Here is a 15245-nt window from a genome sequence, read left to right as displayed (position 1 = left end):
TGAACTTGAACAGGAGTTCCACCATGTTGCGTGCCACCGTCGCTTTGCCGCTGTTGTTGATGTTCAGTGCCGGCGCCTTCGCCACCCCCAGCGTCTACCCCACCGGGGTTACTCGCTACGACCCGGCCAAGGCCTATAACCAGTACGTGATTTTCAGCGGCGCCGACAAGCAGACGCACCTGATCGACATGAACGGCAATCAGGTCAAGACCTGGCCCCAGGCCGGCTTTCCCTCGGCGATCATCGACCCGCACCTGGTGGGTGGCGAGCGTGGCCGGGTGCTGCTGCAACTGAGTGACAAGGCTCCGGGCCCGCTCGGCTCGGCCGGCAATGGCCTGGGTAACCAGAGCGTCGGCGAGCTGGACTGGGACGGCAAGGTGGTCTGGCAATGGGGCGACAAGGCGCCCGGCGGCGCGGCCCAGCAGCATCACGATCAGCGGCGGTTGAGCAATGGCAACACCCTGGTGCTGGCGAACAAGGTGCACAAGGTGGCGGGGTTCAAGGTGCCCGAGGTGATCGACGATGTGATCTATGAAGTCAGCCCCGACGGCCAGGTCAAATGGCAGTGGCTGGCTTCCGAACACCTCAAGGAATTTGGCTTCACGCCCGAGCAGTTGAAGCTGGTGCGGGCCAGTAAAGACCCGGACTACCTGCATATCAACAACCTCAGCGTGGTCGGGCCCAATCGCTGGTTCGATGCCGGGGATAAACGCTTTGCTCCGGACAACCTGCTGCTGGATTCTCGCAACGCCAATTTCATCGCCATTATCGACAAGCACAGCGGCAAGGTGGTGTGGCGCCTGGGACCGAACCTGCCGACCCTGAGCCCGAAAACCGCCGGGCAAGTGCCGCGTCCGGTGGACCAGTTTGTCGGCCAGCATGACGCCCATATCATCCCCGCCGGTTTGCCGGGAGCGGGCAACCTGCTGGTGTTCGACAACCAGGGCACGGCCGGTTACCCCTCGGTGCCCCTGGGGCTGATCTCCGGGTCACGGGTGCTGGAGATCGATCCGCTGACGCAGCAGATCGTCTGGCAGTACAGCGCGGCCAGTTCCAGGCAGCCGGGCTGGGCGTTCTACAGCTCGTTCATCAGCAGCGCCCGGCGTTTGCCCAACGGCAATACCTTGATCGATGAGGGCATGAACGGTCGTTTCTTCCAGGTCACCCGCAGCGGGGAAAACGTCTGGGAGTACGTCAGCCCTTACCTGGGCAAGGCCCCGGGCAGCGACGCCGTGAGCAACTGGGTGTACCGCGCATTGCCGGTCAGCTACGACTGGGTGCCCAAGGACACCCCGCGCTCTGAAACCGCCGTCATCGCCCCCACTCTGTAGCCGTTGCCGCTAAGCTCGGGCCGCGTTCCGACGCAGCCCGTCATGGGCGCGGGGATGTTTCAGACAGCGCCGTCGTCGTGGTAGGCCTTGATGTTGATGACCTCCAGGCTTCGGGCGCGGCAGTTGAGTTTGCAGTGGGGGCCGATCTCCAGCTGGACGTAGTGATAGCTATCGTGCCGGGTCACCGTGATGTTCAGTGCGCCGTAGAAGTTGAAGTCGATCATTTCAACGTCGCTGACGGCGCTTAACAACAGGTCGAAGCCGTAGGCGTTGTACTGCCTTTCGTGCCATTTGCTCGGGTAACCGTCGCCGATGATCTGGCCGATCACTTTGATCCAGACCCCGTTGTCCCTGAACATCACGTAGTCCACGCTCAGGTGGCGAAGGGTGTTGGGGTCGGTAAACACGGCTTGCCACTGAGGGTGGTTGGCCAGAAAAGCAGTCCACATGGATGAAGCCTCACAGCGATTGAAGGGGGCAGCGCGCGTCCGCGCTCACCAGGGCCAGGGCTCTTCGCGATAGAACACCGGCGGCGTCAAGAGCGGGCGCACCTGGCCGAGGCAGTGTTCGAGCGCATGCTGGTCCGGGAAGCGCAGCACCAGGCCGATGACGGGTTGGTCCTGGAAAGAAAGCACCAGCATGTGCTGCTTTTGATCGTGGATCACCAGGTTGAACCCACTCCAGGGTGAAACATTGCGTTTGACTTCGTTTTTCCAGCTCAGCAACCGCAACGCTGCCATCGCAGCCATGGCCGCCGGCCCGAGCAGGAACAGCAACGAGCCTGTGAACACGGCGACCGCGAAAAACAACAACAGAACGACCAGTGCCGTGCCACGAAACATCGGCGCCGCCCAGTCCGGGAAGTACAGGTACTGTTCGACCTCGACACCGTCGGTGGTCAGGCGGTAATTGAATACGGTCTTTTGCCGGACCATCATCAGCATCGCGAAAAACAGGCCGTACACGATGCAATAAATCGCGATCAGGCTGTCCAGATTCTCGCGAATGCTGCCCCACATGCTCCAGGTCACGCCCAGGCAGATGGCACTGGCGATGACCATCAGCACGATGGGCCCCAGGACAATGTCTCTCCTGGGTTGTTTGATGGCCTTGATCGACCAGGCTGCCAGCTCACGCCCGGTCAGTACCGGGGGAGCGGGATCAGATGTTGCTTCGGGTTGGGTCGAGACCATGGACAGTGCTCTTGCGGTGAAAAGGGCGCAGGCCGTGGACTATTCGCGCCACAACTGAACGAACCCCGGAAAATGCGCAGCCACCCAGTGGCTGCGTCGGGCGTCGGTGTCGAACAGCGCGACCGCGACCGAAGGGCTGTTGAAGTCCAGGCAGATCAACCAGCCACCGGCATCGCGAGCGATGGGCAGGTAGCCGGCAGGGAGCCCGGGCACGCGTTGGGCGTACCAGAGGAGGGAGTAGGGCTGGGCTTGGGCGCTGAAGGTGAAGAATTCACTGATGCAGGTTTCGCCGAGGTCGTAACTGAAGCAGGAGACCTCGGGCGAGGCCGCGTCGGCGTACCTGACCAGATCCAGATACAGCGCCGGCAACAGCACGCCCAGCTGCTGTTGCACCTGGGCAATCACCGCGTCGGTGACGGTCGATCCGGGTTCGATCGCAAAACTATTCCAATCCATGGTCAGCACTGGCATCCGCTATTTGATAGGTCGACAGTGCCCGTTCGCTGCGAGCGCGGCGGGTTGCCGGGCGCGGATTGTAGGCGGGGCGCGGGGACTTGGGAAAGCCTCGCGCCTGATTGAGTCAGCGCACGGCGTGCAGTGCCGGTGCCGGTGCCTGCTGCGGCTCCCGGTAGCTCGCCGGGCTGAAGACTCGGGTCAGCAGCAACATGCCGAGCACGGTGGCGGTCAGCACCCACCAGGCGCTGACGAAGCTGCCGGTCAGCTCCCGCAGCCAGCCGGTCATCCACGGCGAGACGGCGTTGATCAAAAAGCCCACGCCCTGGACGAAGGCCGCCAGTTGCCCGGCGGCGCGCGGGTCGCGGCGGTGATCGAGGGTGAGGATCAGGCTCAGGGCAAAACACGCCCCCAGGCCGAAGCCGATCAGGGCCACCCACACCTGTGGCGCCTGCTGCGGCCACAGCACCAAGCCGACGTAGCCCACGGCCTGGGCGCTGAGGCTGATGCCCAACAGAGGGCGACGGTCGCTGCTGCGTTGGGCCAGAGCCGGCATCAACAGCGCGGCGAGCACCTGGAAGATCGTCATGAACGCCAGCAGCGAACCGCTTTGGGTGGCGCTCCAGCCTTGTTGCAGGTAGTAGGCCGGAAGCCAGGCCACCATGCTCATGTAGCCGCAGTTGATCAGGCCGAAATACAGCGCCAGCAGCCAGGCTCGACGGTTGCCCCAGAGGCGGCTGGCGCTGGCCGCCAACTGCGGATTGCGCGCGGCGCCCAGGGGTACGCACAACCACAGCAGCAACGCGGCCATGGCCGGCAGCAACCACACGCCGAGTCCGGCCTGCCAATGGGCAAAGTGCCCGGCCACCACCGGGCTGAGCAGGGCCGCCAGGCCGCCGCCACCCATCAGCGACGCCGAATACACGCCCATGGCCAGGGCCACCCGCTGCTGGAACTGGCGCTTGATCAGCGCCGGCACCAGGGCCTGGATCAAGGCCACGCCGGCTCCGCCCAACAGCGCGGTGGCCAGGAGCGCCGGCGCCTGACCGATCAACAGCCGGGCCAGGCATGCCAGCAGAATCAGCATCAATCCCAGCGCGACCCCTCGACGTTCCCCCAGGCGTGCTTCGAGGCGGACCCCGAGCAGCGCCACCAGGCCCATGCAAATCACCGGCAGGCTGGTGAGCCAGGCGCTGCTCTGGAAGCTCATGCCGGTGGCTGCGCGGATCTCGCCCAGCAGCGGGCTGATGGAGCTGAGGATCGGCCGCAGGTTCAGGCCCAGGGCGACCAGCAGCGCCCAGCCGCCCAGTTGGTTCAGGCGCGGTTTACTGAGGGTCATGGCGCGCTTTCCAGTCCTGATAAATACCGGCCATCGCGGCCTGTGGCAGGTGCTCGACGGGCAGGCGCTGCTCACTCAAGGGCAGGGCCAGTTCGGCGTAGAGGGCGGCGGTGGACAGGCCAAACGCTTCGGCCTGCTCGTTGGCCGCCGCGAACACCGCCCGCGATACCCCGCACAGGTACATGGCGCTCAGGCACATAGGGCAGGGCTGGCCGCTGGCGTAGATCACGCATCCCTCCAGACGCGGGCCGAGCTGGCGGCTGGCGCTGCGGATGGCCAGGAGTTCGGCGTGGGCGGTGGGGTCCTGGTCGAGGTGGATCCGGTTCACCGTTTCTGCCAGTACCTGGCCGTCGCGCACCAGCACCGCGCCGAACGGCCGGCCGCCTTGTTCGACGTTGCGCCGAGCCAGTTCGACGGCGCGTTGCAGGTAGTGCTGATCGTTATTCATGGTTCGATTCCTTGTGCGGTTTCACGATGCGCCGGCGTCGCGCAGCAGTTTGACGATAGCGCTCTGGCCCCGTTGTTCGGCCAGGCGCAACGGGCGGATGCCGGAGCGGTCCGGCAGGTCAAGGTCGGCGCCGGCGGCGATCAATTGCGCGACGATGTCCTGGTGCGCCGGCCCGCCGTCGGCCAGCACGATGGCTTCGATCAGGCAGGTCCAGCCCAGGCGGTTGACGTGGTTGAGGTCGGTCCCGGCCTTGATCAGCAAGGCCACGGTGGCGGCATGCCCGCGCTCGCAGGCCGGGATCAGGGCGGTACCGCCGTAGCGGTTGGTGCTCTGCAGGTCGGCGCCGTGGGCCAGGGTCAGTTGCAGGATTTCATTGCGGCCACTGGCGCCGGCCAACAGGTAGGCGCTGTCCTGGATCAGGTTTTTCTGGTTCACGTCGGCCCCGGCCGCGATCAGGGCCCGGGCGATGTCGATCTGGTTGGCCTGGGTCGCCAGCAGCAGCGCATTGCTGCCGTCCAGTGCCCGGGCGTTGACGTTCACGCCTTGCTCGAGCAGGTCCTGCACAGCGTGCAGTTGCCCGCTGCGCACCGCGTCGAGCAGGGCCTGGTCGTTGCCCTGGGCATACCCGGCCAGCAACAGGCCGCCCGCCAGGATGCCGCGCTTGAGCGATACCTTGAGTGCCATGTGAACCTCCGTTGAAGGTCAATAGAGGGGGGAGTATGGTCAGCGCCCAAGGTATTCTGAAATTAAATATAACCATGCCAAGCAGTGGCATCAGGAATGGTTGGGCCATGTTCGATCCCGTGTTGTTGCGCAGTTTTGTCGCGGTTGCCGATTGCCAGAACTTCACCCGCGCTGCCGAACGCCTGCACCTGACCCAGTCCACCGTCAGCCAGCAAGTACGGCGGCTGGAGGAGGGCCTGGGTTGCCAGCTACTCGACCGTGACCAGCGCCGGGTGGTGGCGACTGCCGAAGGTGAGCGGCTGCTGGCCTACGCCCGGCGCATCCTGGCCCTGCATGCGGAAGCCGCCGATGTCTTGATCCATCAACAAAGCGAGGGCGTGTTGCGCCTCGGGGTGCCCGAGGATTTCGCCGCCGAACGCCTGATGCCGCTGTTGTCGAGCTTTGGCCGCGACTATCCGGGGGTGCGCCTGGAGGTGACCAGCGGCCTGGGCCCCGAGTTGCGCCGGCAATACCAGCGCGGCGAGTTCGACCTGTTGCTGGTCAAGCAGATGGGCCACAGCGACGACTGCCTGGCCTCGTGGCCGGAGCCTTTGTGCTGGGTCGACAGCCTCGCCAGCCCGGCGTTTGGTCGCGACCCGTTGCCGCTGGTGGCGTTTCCGGTGGGCGGTTTGTATCGCCAGGAAATGCTCCAGCACCTGGAAGCGGGCGGTTGGCGTTGGCGCATTGGTTATTCCAGCGCGAGCCTGGCCAGTGTCTGTGCGGCGGTGGCCGCCGGTCTTGGCATCAGCCTGCTGCCGGTACGGGTGGTGGGCGCCGGGCATCGGGTTCTGGAAGCGGCCAGCGGCTTGCCGAATATCCAGGGCGTGCGCCTGGCGCTGTATGGCAACAGCGGCCTGAGTCGCGCCGGCAAGGCCCTGCAAAGCCAGTTGCGGGACCTGTGCGAGAGCCACCAGTTGCAGCCCTGAAGGGCTTGGCGCGTCATTCTGGCGCGCGAAAACCATGCCTTTAGCGAATATTTTTCATGCCTGTAAAGCATCGAGTTTTTGCCCCTGGGCGCAAACCCTTGCTGCACGGGGCTTTGCCGAGGGTGGTCGGTTCTTATATTCCTGTTCGGTCTATTCATAACCTTAAAGATTACTTTAAGAGATAAGCCTCAAGCGCCAATCATTCAGCCCTCGACGCCGCCGCGCGGGGGAAACAAGGCGCGGCTGTCGGGTTATTCGCAAAAGACCGTAGGGAGTAAATCAATGGGCAATGTCCAGACCGCCGCCAGTGCTCAAGAGGTGCTTTGGCGCCAGGCACCGAGCGGTGAGTTGGTCGACCTCGGCCGGCCGCACCGCCTGCCCTTGGGCCAACTGCGTCTGCAGAAGACGCCCAAGGGTGTGCTGCGCCGGCGTGAGGCGATCCTGCTCGGGATCTTCGCCCTGGCGCTGCACGGTGCGGTGATCTACTGGGTGAGCCAGAAGCCGACCCCGGTGTTGCCGATCGTGCCGCCGGAAATTCCGCCGATGACCATCGAATTTTCACGCCCGGCACCGCCGGTGGTCGAGCCGCCGCCACCGCAGCCGGTGCAGCCCGTGGTTGAGCCACCGCCTCCGGTAGAGGACGAATTGGCGGTCAAGCCGCCACCGCCCAAGCCGGTGCCCAAACCCAAGCCGAAACCGGTGCCCAAGCCTGAACCCAAGCCGGCTCCGAAACCGGTCCAGCAACCGCCAGCGCCGGCCCAGCCTGCGGCCCCGGTTGCCGCTCCGGCACCGCCCGCGCCACCGGCTCCGGCCCCCGTGACGCCCGCCTCGGCCAACGCCGCGTACTTGAAGAACCCGGCGCCGGAATACCCGTCGCTGGCCCAGCGTCGCGGTTGGGAAGGCACGGTGTTGCTGCGAGTGCATGTACTGGCCAGCGGCAAGCCGGGGGAAATCCAGATTCAGAAAAGCAGCGGTCGCCAGCAACTCGACGATGCGGCGCTGACCGCGGTGAAGCGCTGGAGCTTCGTCCCGGCCAAGCAGGGTGATGTCGCCCAGGACGGCTGGGTCAGCGTGCCCATCGACTTCAAGATTCATTGATCCGGTGTGCCGCGCACACCGCTATCGCCGGCCAGCCGGCTCCAACATTCGCGCTAAACGCTTACACAGAGGGACTACATCATGACGTTACTGGCATCTCCACTCGAATCCATCGAAAGCGCGGTGATCTGGCTGTTGGTGGTTTTTTCCGTCGCCACCTGGGGCCTGGCTTTGCTCAAGGGCGTGCAGTTCGCCCGCCTCAAGGCCCAGGATCGCAAGTTCCACAAACAGTTCTGGGCCGCCTCCAGCCTGGACTCGGCGGCTGAACTGGCAGAAACCCAGCCCGGCGCGGCGGCCCGCGTGGCCCAGGCCGGTTATGCGGCGATCCAGGTGGGCGAGGCGCCACAGGCCACCGACCTGAGCCAGGCGATCAACCACCAGGACCGCCTGGAACGTGCCTTGCGCCAGCAGATCGTGCGTGAGCGCCGCTCCCTGGAAACCGGCCTGGCCGTGGTTGCCAGTATCGGCAGCACCTCGCCTTTCATCGGCTTGTTCGGCACCGTGTGGGGCATCATGGAAGCCCTCAAAGGCATCAGTGCCGCCGGCTCCGCCAGCCTGGAAACCGTGGCCGGCCCGATCGGCGCGGCACTGGTCGCCACCGGCGTTGGGATCGCGGTCGCGGTGCCTGCGGTGCTGGTCTACAACTACTTCCTGCGCCGCCTGAAACTGACCGCCGCCGACCTCGACGACTTCGCCCATGACTTCTACAGCCTGGCGCAGAAGAGCTCGTTCCGCGTGCTGATCCACCCGGCCGCGCACAAGTCCGTGGCCCAGGGCAGCGCACAGAAAGTGAAGGAGGCGTCCTGATATGGCCTTTTCCACCCAAGACAGCGATGAGGTCCTGAGCGAGATCAACGTCACGCCGCTGGTCGACGTGATGCTGGTGCTGCTGGTGGTGTTTATCGTCACCGCGCCGCTGCTGACCAACGCGATCCCGATCAACCTGCCCAAGACCGAGGCCGTGGCCCCGGTCGAGCAGAAAGACCCGCTGGTGGTGAGCATCGATGGCAGCGGCAAACTCTTCATCAACAAGGATGAGATCCAGCCCGATCTGCTGGAATTCAACCTCCAGGCAGCCAAAGCCAAAGACCCGGAAGTGCGCGTGCAACTGCAGGCGGACGACGGGGTGAACTACGGCGAAGTGGCGCGAGCCATGGCCTCCATCGAGCGTGCGGGCATCACCAAGCTGTCGGTGATCACCGCGCGCTGAACCCGAGCAACACACCACGACTTTTCAGGCCGTCTCCTTGGCAGGGTGCGGCCTTTTTTTATGCCTGGGGGTTTTGGTTGTGAGTCTGGCAGATGCTGCGCGGCGTCCCTGCTGGCCAGCGTAGCCTGCGGCAGCGGCTACAACGCCGGTAGCCGCTGCCGAGCCTGCGCTGGCCCTGTACGGCACCCATCTTCCACCTGGCTACTGGCCATTCCCCACCCCGCCGCCCGGGGCAATGAATTGGATTTCTCATATTCCTTATGGGTCTTAATAAATAGCTTCTTATTCCTTAACGAATATAAAACTCCTCCCTATACTCGTTCGGGAACAGACACGCAGCAGGAGAGTTCCCCATGCGCAACGAATCAATTCGCTACCTGATTGTGCCGGGCTGGCAAGGATCGCCAGAAGATCATTGGCAAAGCCATTGGCAGAACAGTCTGCCGAACAGTGCGCGGGTGGAGCAGGCCGATTGGCTGACGCCGCGCCGTGAAGATTGGGTCGCGGCCCTGGCCGAGGCGATTGCTGCCGACAGCACGCCGGTGATCCTGATTGCCCATAGCCTGGGTTGCATCACCGTGGCCCATTGGGCGGCCCATGCGCCGGTGGCGGCGCTGCGCCAGGTGCGTGGTGCGCTGCTGGTGGCGCCCGCGGATGTGGAGCGCCCGGCGTGCGCGCCGGCGCTGCGTAATTTTTCACCGATCCCGACCGACCTGCTGCCGTTCCCGAGCCAGGTGGTCAGCTCCGACAACGACAGCGCCGTGAGTGCCCCGCGTGCCCTCGAACTGGCCCGCAACTGGGGCGCCGAGGCCGGGATTCTGTCCGGTGCCGGGCATATCAACGTCAAGTCCGGTCATCTGCGCTGGGAGCAGGGTTTCGCTTACCTGTATCGCCTGCAAAACCGCATGGAACAGCACGCCCTGCGTCGCGCCTGAATTCTTTCTTTTTGTTAAACGCCCCCGCCCCATGGCGGTTTTGGGCGGGAGCCTGCCATGAGTTTGCATGAGTCTTTCGGTCAGCCCCTGCTGACCTTTCCCGACGCCGAAAAGAGCCCGCTGAGCATTCGCGCCAAGGCCCTGGTGTTTGTCGATCCGCGTTCGCGGCAATTGCGTCATGAGCTGGAGCAACTGGCGCCGCGTTCGGTCTCGGTGCTGATCCGGGGTGAAACCGGCAGCGGCAAGGAGCTGCTGGCCCGACACATCCACCGTGCCAGTGATCGCGGTGGCCTGTTTGTGTCGGTCAACTGCGGCGCCATCAGCCCGACCTACGCCGATGCCGAGCTGTTCGGTTATGCCGGCGGCAGTTTCAGCGGATCGGCCAGCAGCCGCGCCGGCTGGTTCGGCTCGGCCAACGGCGGAACCCTGTACCTGGACGAGATCGGCGATTTGCCGCTGCCGATCCAGATCAAGCTGCTGGCGGCCCTGGAGAACCACGAGGTGACCCGGGTGGGCGCCCATCAACCGAGCCCGGTGGATGTACGCCTGGTGGCGGCCACCAGCATCGACCTGGCCCAGGCAGTGGCGGCCGGCAAGTTCCACGAGCGGCTGTACCGCTACCTCGGCGAAGGCCAACTGGACCTGCCGGCGCTGCGGGATCGGGTCGGCGACATCGAATCCCTGGCCGAATACTTTCTCGGCATTTACAGCCAGCGCCTGGACCTGCCGGTGCCACTGATCAGCGAGGCCGCCCAGCAGGTACTGGAGCAGCACAGTTGGCCGGGCAATACCCGCGAACTGGAGAACGTCATTCACTTTGCCCTGCTGGTGAGCAGTGGCGACGAGATCCTGCCGGAGCACCTGAACCTGCCGGCGGCGCCATCGCCCCTGGAGCAGGTGCGGCAGTTGGTTCAGCGCATCAGTGAGCGTGGCACGGCGGCTGATCGCGAGGCGCTGAAGAGTCTTCTGCCCCGGTAAAGCCGGCGCCTGCCAGGGTTTGCAGGCGTGCAAGCGTCTGCGCTGAGCCTTCCAGGCTGTATGAACGAAATGGAATAACAACGTGAATAAAAGATATTGTTAGGGAATAAAAAATCTCGGTATCTTCCGCTCCACGCCAGCGATAGCACTTCACTGGCACTCTCATTGAAGCCGTCGTTCACGACACATTAAGGACACTGCATGAAAAAGGTTCTGTTGTTCACCGCACTGGCGGCAGCTCTGACCGCGGGCCTGGCTCAGGCTGGCGAGAAACTGGTCGTCGCCGCAACGCCGGTGCCCCACGCCGAGATCCTCGAGCTGATCAAGCCGACCCTGGCCAAAGAAGGCGTGGACCTGGAAATCAAGGTCTTCACCGACTATGTCCAGCCCAACGTCCAGGTTGACCAGAAGCGTCTGGATGCCAACTACTTCCAGACCCTGCCCTACCTGAAAAGCTTCAACGAAGGCAAAGGCACGAATCTGGTGACCGTGATCGGCGTGCACGTCGAACCGTTCGGCGGCTACTCGAAGAAAGTCAAAACCCTGGCCGAGCTCAAGGACGGCGCGACCATTGCCATCCCTAACGAAGGCAGCAACAGCGGCCGTGCCCTGATCCTGCTGCAGAAAGCCGGCCTGATCGAGCTCAAGGACCCGAAAAACGCCCTGGCCACGCCAAAAGACATCGCCAAGAACCCGCACAACTTCAAGTTCAAGGAACTGGAATCCGCCATGCTGCCGCGGGTGCTGGATCAGGTTGACCTGGACATGATCAACACCAACTACGCGCTGGAAGCTGGCCTGAACCCAGCCAAGGACGCGCTGGTGATTGAAGGCGCCGATTCGCCCTACGTGAACTTCCTGGTAGCGCGTCCGGACAACAAGGACAGCGTTGCGATCCAGAAGCTGGCCAAAGCCCTGACCAGCCCTGAAGTCAAAGCGTTCATCGAGAAGAAATACAGCGGCGCCGTATTGCCGGCGTTCTGATCGACTACGCTGATGGAGTAGCAAACCCCTTCAAGGTTTAAACGCCGACGGCTCCCACAGCGTCGGCGTTTTTTATTGCCCGCTGGAAGGCGTGGTCGCCATCACCGGCTGCGCGGCAAATGAAAGGGTCGGGCAACCGGCCTGCATCGCCCGGCGCAGGGCGGTCAGCCATTTCAGCAGGTCGTGGGGATCGAGGGGCTGCGGGGTGTTGGCATCGGCCATGGTCAACGTCCTTGTGCGGCTGATGGGCAGCCTGGGCTGCGTCTCCTTGAGGCGCGCCGGGGCAAAAGACACCCCGGCGTCCACGGCGGAAACGGTAGACCCTCGGCGCCAGCCCGGCAAATTCGCGGGTTAGTTTTTTGGGTGATATCAATATGCTTTAACGGTATTTAAATTCTCGTTTTTATACCTTTAAAGTCGGTACTTGCCGGGTGGTTATCCACTGCCCATGGACCGCACCGCCGCCGCTGTACCCCAGCGGCGTTCAGGATTCTCAATGACTCTCGATTACGCCTTTATCCTCGGCACCCTGCCGGCGTTTCTCAAAGCCGTGGGCGTGACCTTGCAGGTCGGCCTGATTGCCATCTGCACGTCGCTGCTGGTGGCCTTGATCAACGCCACGATCCTGGTATTTCGCACCCCCTACCTGTGGCGCCTGGTGGCGTTGTATGTGGAGCTGGCGCGCAATACGCCGCTGCTGATTCAGCTGTTCTTCGTGTACTTCGCCTTGCCCGCCCTGGGGATCAAGATTTCCGGGTTTGCGGCGGCAATCATCACCATGACCTTTCTCGGCGGCGCCTACCTCACCGAAGTGCTGCGCGCCGGTGTTGAGGCCGTGCCCCAGGCGCAACTGGAATCGGGGCGCTCCATTGGCCTGTCCCATTGGCAACTGCTGCGCTACGTGATTCTGCCGCAAGCCGGGATCCTCAGCCTGCCGTCGCTGTTCGCCAATTTCATTTTCCTGCTCAAGGAAACCACCGTGGTCTCGGCGGTGGCGGTGCCGGAGATTCTCTACACCACCAAGAGTTACATCGCGCTGTACTACAAGACCTACGAAATGCTCGCCGTGCTGACGCTGATTTGCGTGTTGCTGTTCTTGCCCCTGTCGCTGCTGCTCAGCCGCCTGGAAAGGAGGCTCCAGCATGGCCAGTTCGGGTCTTGAGTTGCTGTGGGTGTCGTTGCCGCAACTGGGCAAGGGCGCGCTGCAAACCCTGTCGATTTCCTTTTTGAGCATCGCCTTCAGCACCCTGGGCGGCGTGTTGTATGGCGTGTTGCGCAACCTGCCGAGCAAGTGGCTGAACGCCGTGCTGCGGGTCTACCTGGAACTGTTCCGGGCGATTCCGGTGCTGGTCTGGCTGTACCTGCTGTTCTTCGGCTTTCCGATCTTTTTCGGCATCAGCATTCCCAGCTTCACCTGCGCGGTACTGGTGCTGTCGCTGTGGGGCGCCAGCGAAGTGGGCGAGGTGGTGCGCGGCGCCCTGCATTCGCTGCCCCGTGGCCAGCGTGAGGCGGGCTTGTCGATCGGGTTGTCCGGCCCGCAACTGTTCATTTATGTGCTGCTGCCCCAGGCCCTGAAACGCATGACGCCGCCGACCATCAATGTCTACACGCGGATCATCAAGACCAGCTCGCTGGCGGTGCTGATCGGCGTGGTGGATGTGATCAAGGTCGGCCAGCAGATCATCGAGCGCACCTATGAGTCGGTGTTGATCTACGGCGCGCTGTTTCTGTTTTTCTTTTTTATCTGCTACCCGCTGTCGGCCGCTTCCCGCGTGCTGGAGCGGCGCTGGACGCAAGCATGAGCGCACTGATCGAGTTCCGGGGTTTCAACAAGTTTTTCGGCGAGCAGCAGGTGCTCGACCAGGTCGACCTGCGGGTCGAGTCGGGTGAAGTGATCGTGATCCTCGGCCCCAGCGGCTGCGGCAAAAGCACCCTGTTGCGCTGCCTCAACGGGCTGGAAGTGGCCCACAGCGGCAGCCTGACTTTCAATGGCCGGGAACTGCTGGACAAGGGCACCGACTGGCGCGACGTGCGGCAGCAGATCGGCATGGTGTTCCAGAGTTATCACCTGTTCCCGCACATGAGCGTGCTCGACAACATTCTGCTCGGCCCGCTCAAGGTGCAAAAACGCGAGCGCCGCGAGGCCCGCGAACAAGCCGAAGCCTTGCTCGCCCGCGTCGGCCTGCTGGACAAGCGTGATGCCTTCCCGCGCCAGCTCTCCGGCGGCCAGCAGCAGCGCATCGCGATCGTTCGTTCGCTGTGCATGAACCCGCAAGTGATGTTGTTCGATGAAGTGACCGCCGCCCTCGACCCGGAAATGGTCAAGGAAGTGCTGCAAGTGATCCAGGGCCTGGCCCGGGACGGCATGACCCTGTTGATCGTGACCCACGAAATGGCCTTCGCCCGAGCCGTGGCCGACCGCGTGGTGTTTATGGACGCCGGGCGCATCGTCGAACAGAACCCTCCCGAGATTTTCTTTACGAACCCGCAGACCGCACGCGCGCAGCAGTTCCTGGAGAAGTTCTCCTTCGTTGAAACACTGCCTAAAAAAGCACCTGAAAAGGAACTGGAGCGCTTATGAAAACTGCCAAGTCTTCGCTGTTGTTACTGCCGTTGTTCGGCCTGGCCCTGCTGGCCGGCTGCGATAAATCCACGGATGCCCCCAAGCCTGCGGCCAGCACGGCCAGCGCTGCGCCTGCGGCCGGCTACCTGGACAAGATCAAGGCTCGCGACAAGCTGATTGTCGGGGTCTTCACCGACAAGCCGCCGTTCGGTTTTGTCGATGAGGCCGGACGTTATGTGGGGTTCGATACCGACATTGGCCGGCGTTTCGCCAAGGACCTGCTGGGTGATGAGAACAAGGTCGAGTTCGTGGCGGTCGAGCCGGCCAGCCGGATTCCATTCCTGCAAAGCGACAAGGTCGACCTGATCCTGGCCAACATGACCGTGACCCCGGAGCGCAAGGAGGCGGTGGAGTTCACCAACCCCAACCTCAAGGTGGCTGTGCAGGCGCTGGTGCCGAATGGCAGTGAGGTGAAAAAACTCGACGACCTGGCGAGCCGCACCACGATCGTCACCACCGGCACCACCGCCGATATCTGGCTGACCAAGACTCACCCGGACTGGAAACTGCTGAAGTTCGAGAAAAACTCCGAGTCCCTGCAAGCCCTGGCCAACGGTCGCGGCGACGCCTATGCCCAGGACAACCTGGTGCTGTTCAGCTGGGCCAAGCAGAACCCGGGCTACCGCGTGCTGGAAGAAAAACTCGGTGACGAAGCCCCCATCGCCCCGGCGGTGAAGAAAGGCAACATCGAACTGCGTGACTGGGTCAACGCCGAACTGGCCAAGCTGGGCGAAGAGAAATACCTGCTCAAGCTCTACGACCAGTATGTGCGCAAGGAACTGAGCGACGACACCAAGCCCGAGAGCGTGATCGTCGAAGGCGGAAAATGGCAGGGCTAATAACCCTGTAGCCGGTGCTGCGCGGTGATTTTCCAGGTGCCCCTGCGGCGCCTGCAAGGGCCAGCGCAGCCTTCGGCAGCGGCTACAGCACCGCCCGGTTGGCGCGGGCGCCCCCCCGCGGGGGCGCGGGGGCGCGAAGGCCACAGACACCCCACCGGGCGTATA

At 63.6% G+C, this 15245-nt stretch carries 19 protein-coding genes; 12 read left to right on the top strand and 7 right to left on the bottom strand.

Translation table 11 applies throughout. The features are described from left to right. The first annotated feature begins 23 nt into the window (after nt 1-23). Entirely contained in the window at nt 24-1331 is a 1308-nt protein-coding gene (locus tag ACOZJV_RS31875; RefSeq protein WP_078469233.1) for an aryl-sulfate sulfotransferase, read from the top strand. A gap of 59 nt (nt 1332-1390) precedes the next feature. Here ACOZJV_RS31875 and ACOZJV_RS31870 read toward each other — a convergent pair whose 3' ends face one another. The 6 genes from ACOZJV_RS31870 to ACOZJV_RS31845 form a co-directional block, all read right to left on the bottom strand. Continuing rightward, nucleotides 1391-1780, bottom strand: coding sequence for an Imm50 family immunity protein (locus ACOZJV_RS31870; RefSeq protein WP_078469234.1), 390 nt, complete (start codon nt 1778-1780; stop codon nt 1391-1393). 45 nt (nt 1781-1825) lie between these two features. Beyond that, on the bottom strand, nt 1826-2524 hold the full coding sequence (locus ACOZJV_RS31865; protein WP_421549333.1) for a hypothetical protein: 699 nt from the start codon (nt 2522-2524) through the stop codon (nt 1826-1828). A 39-nt stretch (nt 2525-2563) separates the two neighbouring features. Further along, nucleotides 2564-2980: an SMI1/KNR4 family protein gene (locus tag ACOZJV_RS31860; protein WP_238596123.1), complete on the bottom strand. Its 417-nt coding sequence runs from the start codon at nt 2978-2980 to the stop codon at nt 2564-2566. Nucleotides 2981-3104: 124 nt separating this feature from the next. Then, nucleotides 3105-4316 carry a CynX/NimT family MFS transporter gene (locus ACOZJV_RS31855; RefSeq protein WP_421549332.1) on the bottom strand — a complete coding sequence of 404 codons (1212 nt, stop codon included), beginning with the start codon at nt 4314-4316 and terminating at the stop codon, nt 3105-3107. Beyond that, nucleotides 4303-4764 carry a nucleoside deaminase gene (locus tag ACOZJV_RS31850; protein ID WP_421549331.1) on the bottom strand — a complete coding sequence of 154 codons (462 nt, stop codon included), beginning with the start codon at nt 4762-4764 and terminating at the stop codon, nt 4303-4305. Before ACOZJV_RS31850 ends, ACOZJV_RS31855 begins: the two co-directional genes overlap by 14 nt. 21 nt (nt 4765-4785) lie before the next feature. Further along, nucleotides 4786-5448 carry an ankyrin repeat domain-containing protein gene (locus tag ACOZJV_RS31845; protein WP_421549330.1) on the bottom strand — a complete coding sequence of 221 codons (663 nt, stop codon included), beginning with the start codon at nt 5446-5448 and terminating at the stop codon, nt 4786-4788. 107 nt (nt 5449-5555) lie between these two features. Between ACOZJV_RS31845 and ACOZJV_RS31840 the strand changes: the two genes are divergently transcribed. The 7 genes from ACOZJV_RS31840 (at nt 5556) to ACOZJV_RS31810 (ending at nt 11618) form a co-directional block, all read left to right on the top strand. Beyond that, on the top strand, nt 5556-6413 hold the full coding sequence (locus tag ACOZJV_RS31840) for a LysR family transcriptional regulator (protein WP_078469241.1): 858 nt from the start codon (nt 5556-5558) through the stop codon (nt 6411-6413). A gap of 282 nt (nt 6414-6695) precedes the next feature. Continuing rightward, nucleotides 6696-7511 carry an energy transducer TonB gene (locus ACOZJV_RS31835; RefSeq protein WP_078469242.1) on the top strand — a complete coding sequence of 272 codons (816 nt, stop codon included), beginning with the start codon at nt 6696-6698 and terminating at the stop codon, nt 7509-7511. An 81-nt stretch (nt 7512-7592) separates the two neighbouring features. Further along, nucleotides 7593-8318: a MotA/TolQ/ExbB proton channel family protein gene (locus ACOZJV_RS31830; RefSeq protein ID WP_078469243.1), complete on the top strand. Its 726-nt coding sequence runs from the start codon at nt 7593-7595 to the stop codon at nt 8316-8318. Nucleotide 8319: 1 nt separating this feature from the next. Then, nucleotides 8320-8721, top strand: a complete 402-nt coding sequence (locus ACOZJV_RS31825) for an ExbD/TolR family protein (protein ID WP_078469244.1) — start codon at nt 8320-8322, stop codon at nt 8719-8721. Nucleotides 8722-9074: 353 nt separating this feature from the next. Next, complete coding sequence (locus tag ACOZJV_RS31820; RefSeq protein WP_078469245.1) at nt 9075-9656, top strand: alpha/beta hydrolase; 582 nt, start codon at nt 9075-9077, stop codon at nt 9654-9656. A 57-nt stretch (nt 9657-9713) separates the two neighbouring features. Next, nucleotides 9714-10634 carry a sigma 54-interacting transcriptional regulator gene (locus ACOZJV_RS31815; RefSeq protein WP_078469246.1) on the top strand — a complete coding sequence of 307 codons (921 nt, stop codon included), beginning with the start codon at nt 9714-9716 and terminating at the stop codon, nt 10632-10634. A 201-nt stretch (nt 10635-10835) separates the two neighbouring features. Continuing rightward, the gene (locus ACOZJV_RS31810) at nt 10836-11618 is read left to right on the top strand and encodes a MetQ/NlpA family ABC transporter substrate-binding protein (RefSeq protein WP_010464830.1); all 783 of its coding nucleotides are present in this window, start codon (nt 10836-10838) and stop codon (nt 11616-11618) included. Between the two features lie 72 nt (nt 11619-11690). On the opposite strand, the gene ACOZJV_RS31805 is transcribed toward ACOZJV_RS31810, so the two are convergent. Further along, nucleotides 11691-11840, bottom strand: coding sequence for a hypothetical protein (locus ACOZJV_RS31805; RefSeq protein WP_178102911.1), 150 nt, complete (start codon nt 11838-11840; stop codon nt 11691-11693). Nucleotides 11841-12114: 274 nt separating this feature from the next. Here ACOZJV_RS31805 and ACOZJV_RS31800 point away from each other — a divergent pair, with 274 nt between their 5' ends. The 4 genes from ACOZJV_RS31800 to ACOZJV_RS31785 are packed head-to-tail and all read left to right on the top strand — an operon-like array spanning nt 12115 to nt 15080. Further along, a complete protein-coding gene (locus ACOZJV_RS31800; protein WP_078469247.1) occupies nt 12115-12780 on the top strand; it encodes an amino acid ABC transporter permease in 666 nt (221 codons plus the stop codon). Continuing rightward, nucleotides 12761-13420, top strand: a complete 660-nt coding sequence (locus ACOZJV_RS31795) for an amino acid ABC transporter permease (protein WP_078469248.1) — start codon at nt 12761-12763, stop codon at nt 13418-13420. Before ACOZJV_RS31800 ends, ACOZJV_RS31795 begins: the two co-directional genes overlap by 20 nt. Continuing rightward, nucleotides 13417-14199 (top strand): amino acid ABC transporter ATP-binding protein, encoded by a 783-nt coding sequence (locus ACOZJV_RS31790; protein ID WP_201128910.1) that lies wholly within the window; start codon nt 13417-13419, stop codon nt 14197-14199. The genes ACOZJV_RS31795 and ACOZJV_RS31790 overlap by 4 nt, the downstream gene beginning before the upstream one ends. Next, nucleotides 14196-15080, top strand: coding sequence for a transporter substrate-binding domain-containing protein (locus ACOZJV_RS31785; protein WP_078469250.1), 885 nt, complete (start codon nt 14196-14198; stop codon nt 15078-15080). The genes ACOZJV_RS31790 and ACOZJV_RS31785 overlap by 4 nt, the downstream gene beginning before the upstream one ends. The last annotated feature ends 165 nt before the right edge of the window (nt 15081-15245 follow it).

The organism is Pseudomonas sp. QD4, from assembly GCF_049199125.1.
GTDB lineage: Bacteria > Pseudomonadota > Gammaproteobacteria > Pseudomonadales > Pseudomonadaceae > Aquipseudomonas.
This window is presented reverse-complemented; position numbering and strand designations above follow the sequence as displayed.

Coding starts and splice junctions, on each gene's coding strand:
- ACOZJV_RS31805 (WP_178102911.1), bottom strand. CDS start 11,840: ATGGCCGATGCCAACACCCCGCAGCCCCTCGATCCCCACGACCTGCTG.
- ACOZJV_RS31790 (WP_201128910.1), top strand. CDS start 13,417: ATGAGCGCACTGATCGAGTTCCGGGGTTTCAACAAGTTTTTCGGCGAG.
- ACOZJV_RS31825 (WP_078469244.1), top strand. CDS start 8,320: ATGGCCTTTTCCACCCAAGACAGCGATGAGGTCCTGAGCGAGATCAAC.
- ACOZJV_RS31795 (WP_078469248.1), top strand. CDS start 12,761: ATGGCCAGTTCGGGTCTTGAGTTGCTGTGGGTGTCGTTGCCGCAACTG.
- ACOZJV_RS31855 (WP_421549332.1), bottom strand. CDS start 4,316: ATGACCCTCAGTAAACCGCGCCTGAACCAACTGGGCGGCTGGGCGCTG.
- ACOZJV_RS31820 (WP_078469245.1), top strand. CDS start 9,075: ATGCGCAACGAATCAATTCGCTACCTGATTGTGCCGGGCTGGCAAGGA.
- ACOZJV_RS31785 (WP_078469250.1), top strand. CDS start 14,196: ATGAAAACTGCCAAGTCTTCGCTGTTGTTACTGCCGTTGTTCGGCCTG.
- ACOZJV_RS31860 (WP_238596123.1), bottom strand. CDS start 2,980: ATGGATTGGAATAGTTTTGCGATCGAACCCGGATCGACCGTCACCGAC.
- ACOZJV_RS31865 (WP_421549333.1), bottom strand. CDS start 2,524: ATGGTCTCGACCCAACCCGAAGCAACATCTGATCCCGCTCCCCCGGTA.
- ACOZJV_RS31875 (WP_078469233.1), top strand. CDS start 24: ATGTTGCGTGCCACCGTCGCTTTGCCGCTGTTGTTGATGTTCAGTGCC.
- ACOZJV_RS31815 (WP_078469246.1), top strand. CDS start 9,714: ATGAGTTTGCATGAGTCTTTCGGTCAGCCCCTGCTGACCTTTCCCGAC.
- ACOZJV_RS31845 (WP_421549330.1), bottom strand. CDS start 5,448: ATGGCACTCAAGGTATCGCTCAAGCGCGGCATCCTGGCGGGCGGCCTG.
- ACOZJV_RS31800 (WP_078469247.1), top strand. CDS start 12,115: ATGACTCTCGATTACGCCTTTATCCTCGGCACCCTGCCGGCGTTTCTC.
- ACOZJV_RS31835 (WP_078469242.1), top strand. CDS start 6,696: ATGGGCAATGTCCAGACCGCCGCCAGTGCTCAAGAGGTGCTTTGGCGC.
- ACOZJV_RS31850 (WP_421549331.1), bottom strand. CDS start 4,764: ATGAATAACGATCAGCACTACCTGCAACGCGCCGTCGAACTGGCTCGG.
- ACOZJV_RS31810 (WP_010464830.1), top strand. CDS start 10,836: ATGAAAAAGGTTCTGTTGTTCACCGCACTGGCGGCAGCTCTGACCGCG.
- ACOZJV_RS31830 (WP_078469243.1), top strand. CDS start 7,593: ATGACGTTACTGGCATCTCCACTCGAATCCATCGAAAGCGCGGTGATC.
- ACOZJV_RS31840 (WP_078469241.1), top strand. CDS start 5,556: ATGTTCGATCCCGTGTTGTTGCGCAGTTTTGTCGCGGTTGCCGATTGC.
- ACOZJV_RS31870 (WP_078469234.1), bottom strand. CDS start 1,780: ATGTGGACTGCTTTTCTGGCCAACCACCCTCAGTGGCAAGCCGTGTTT.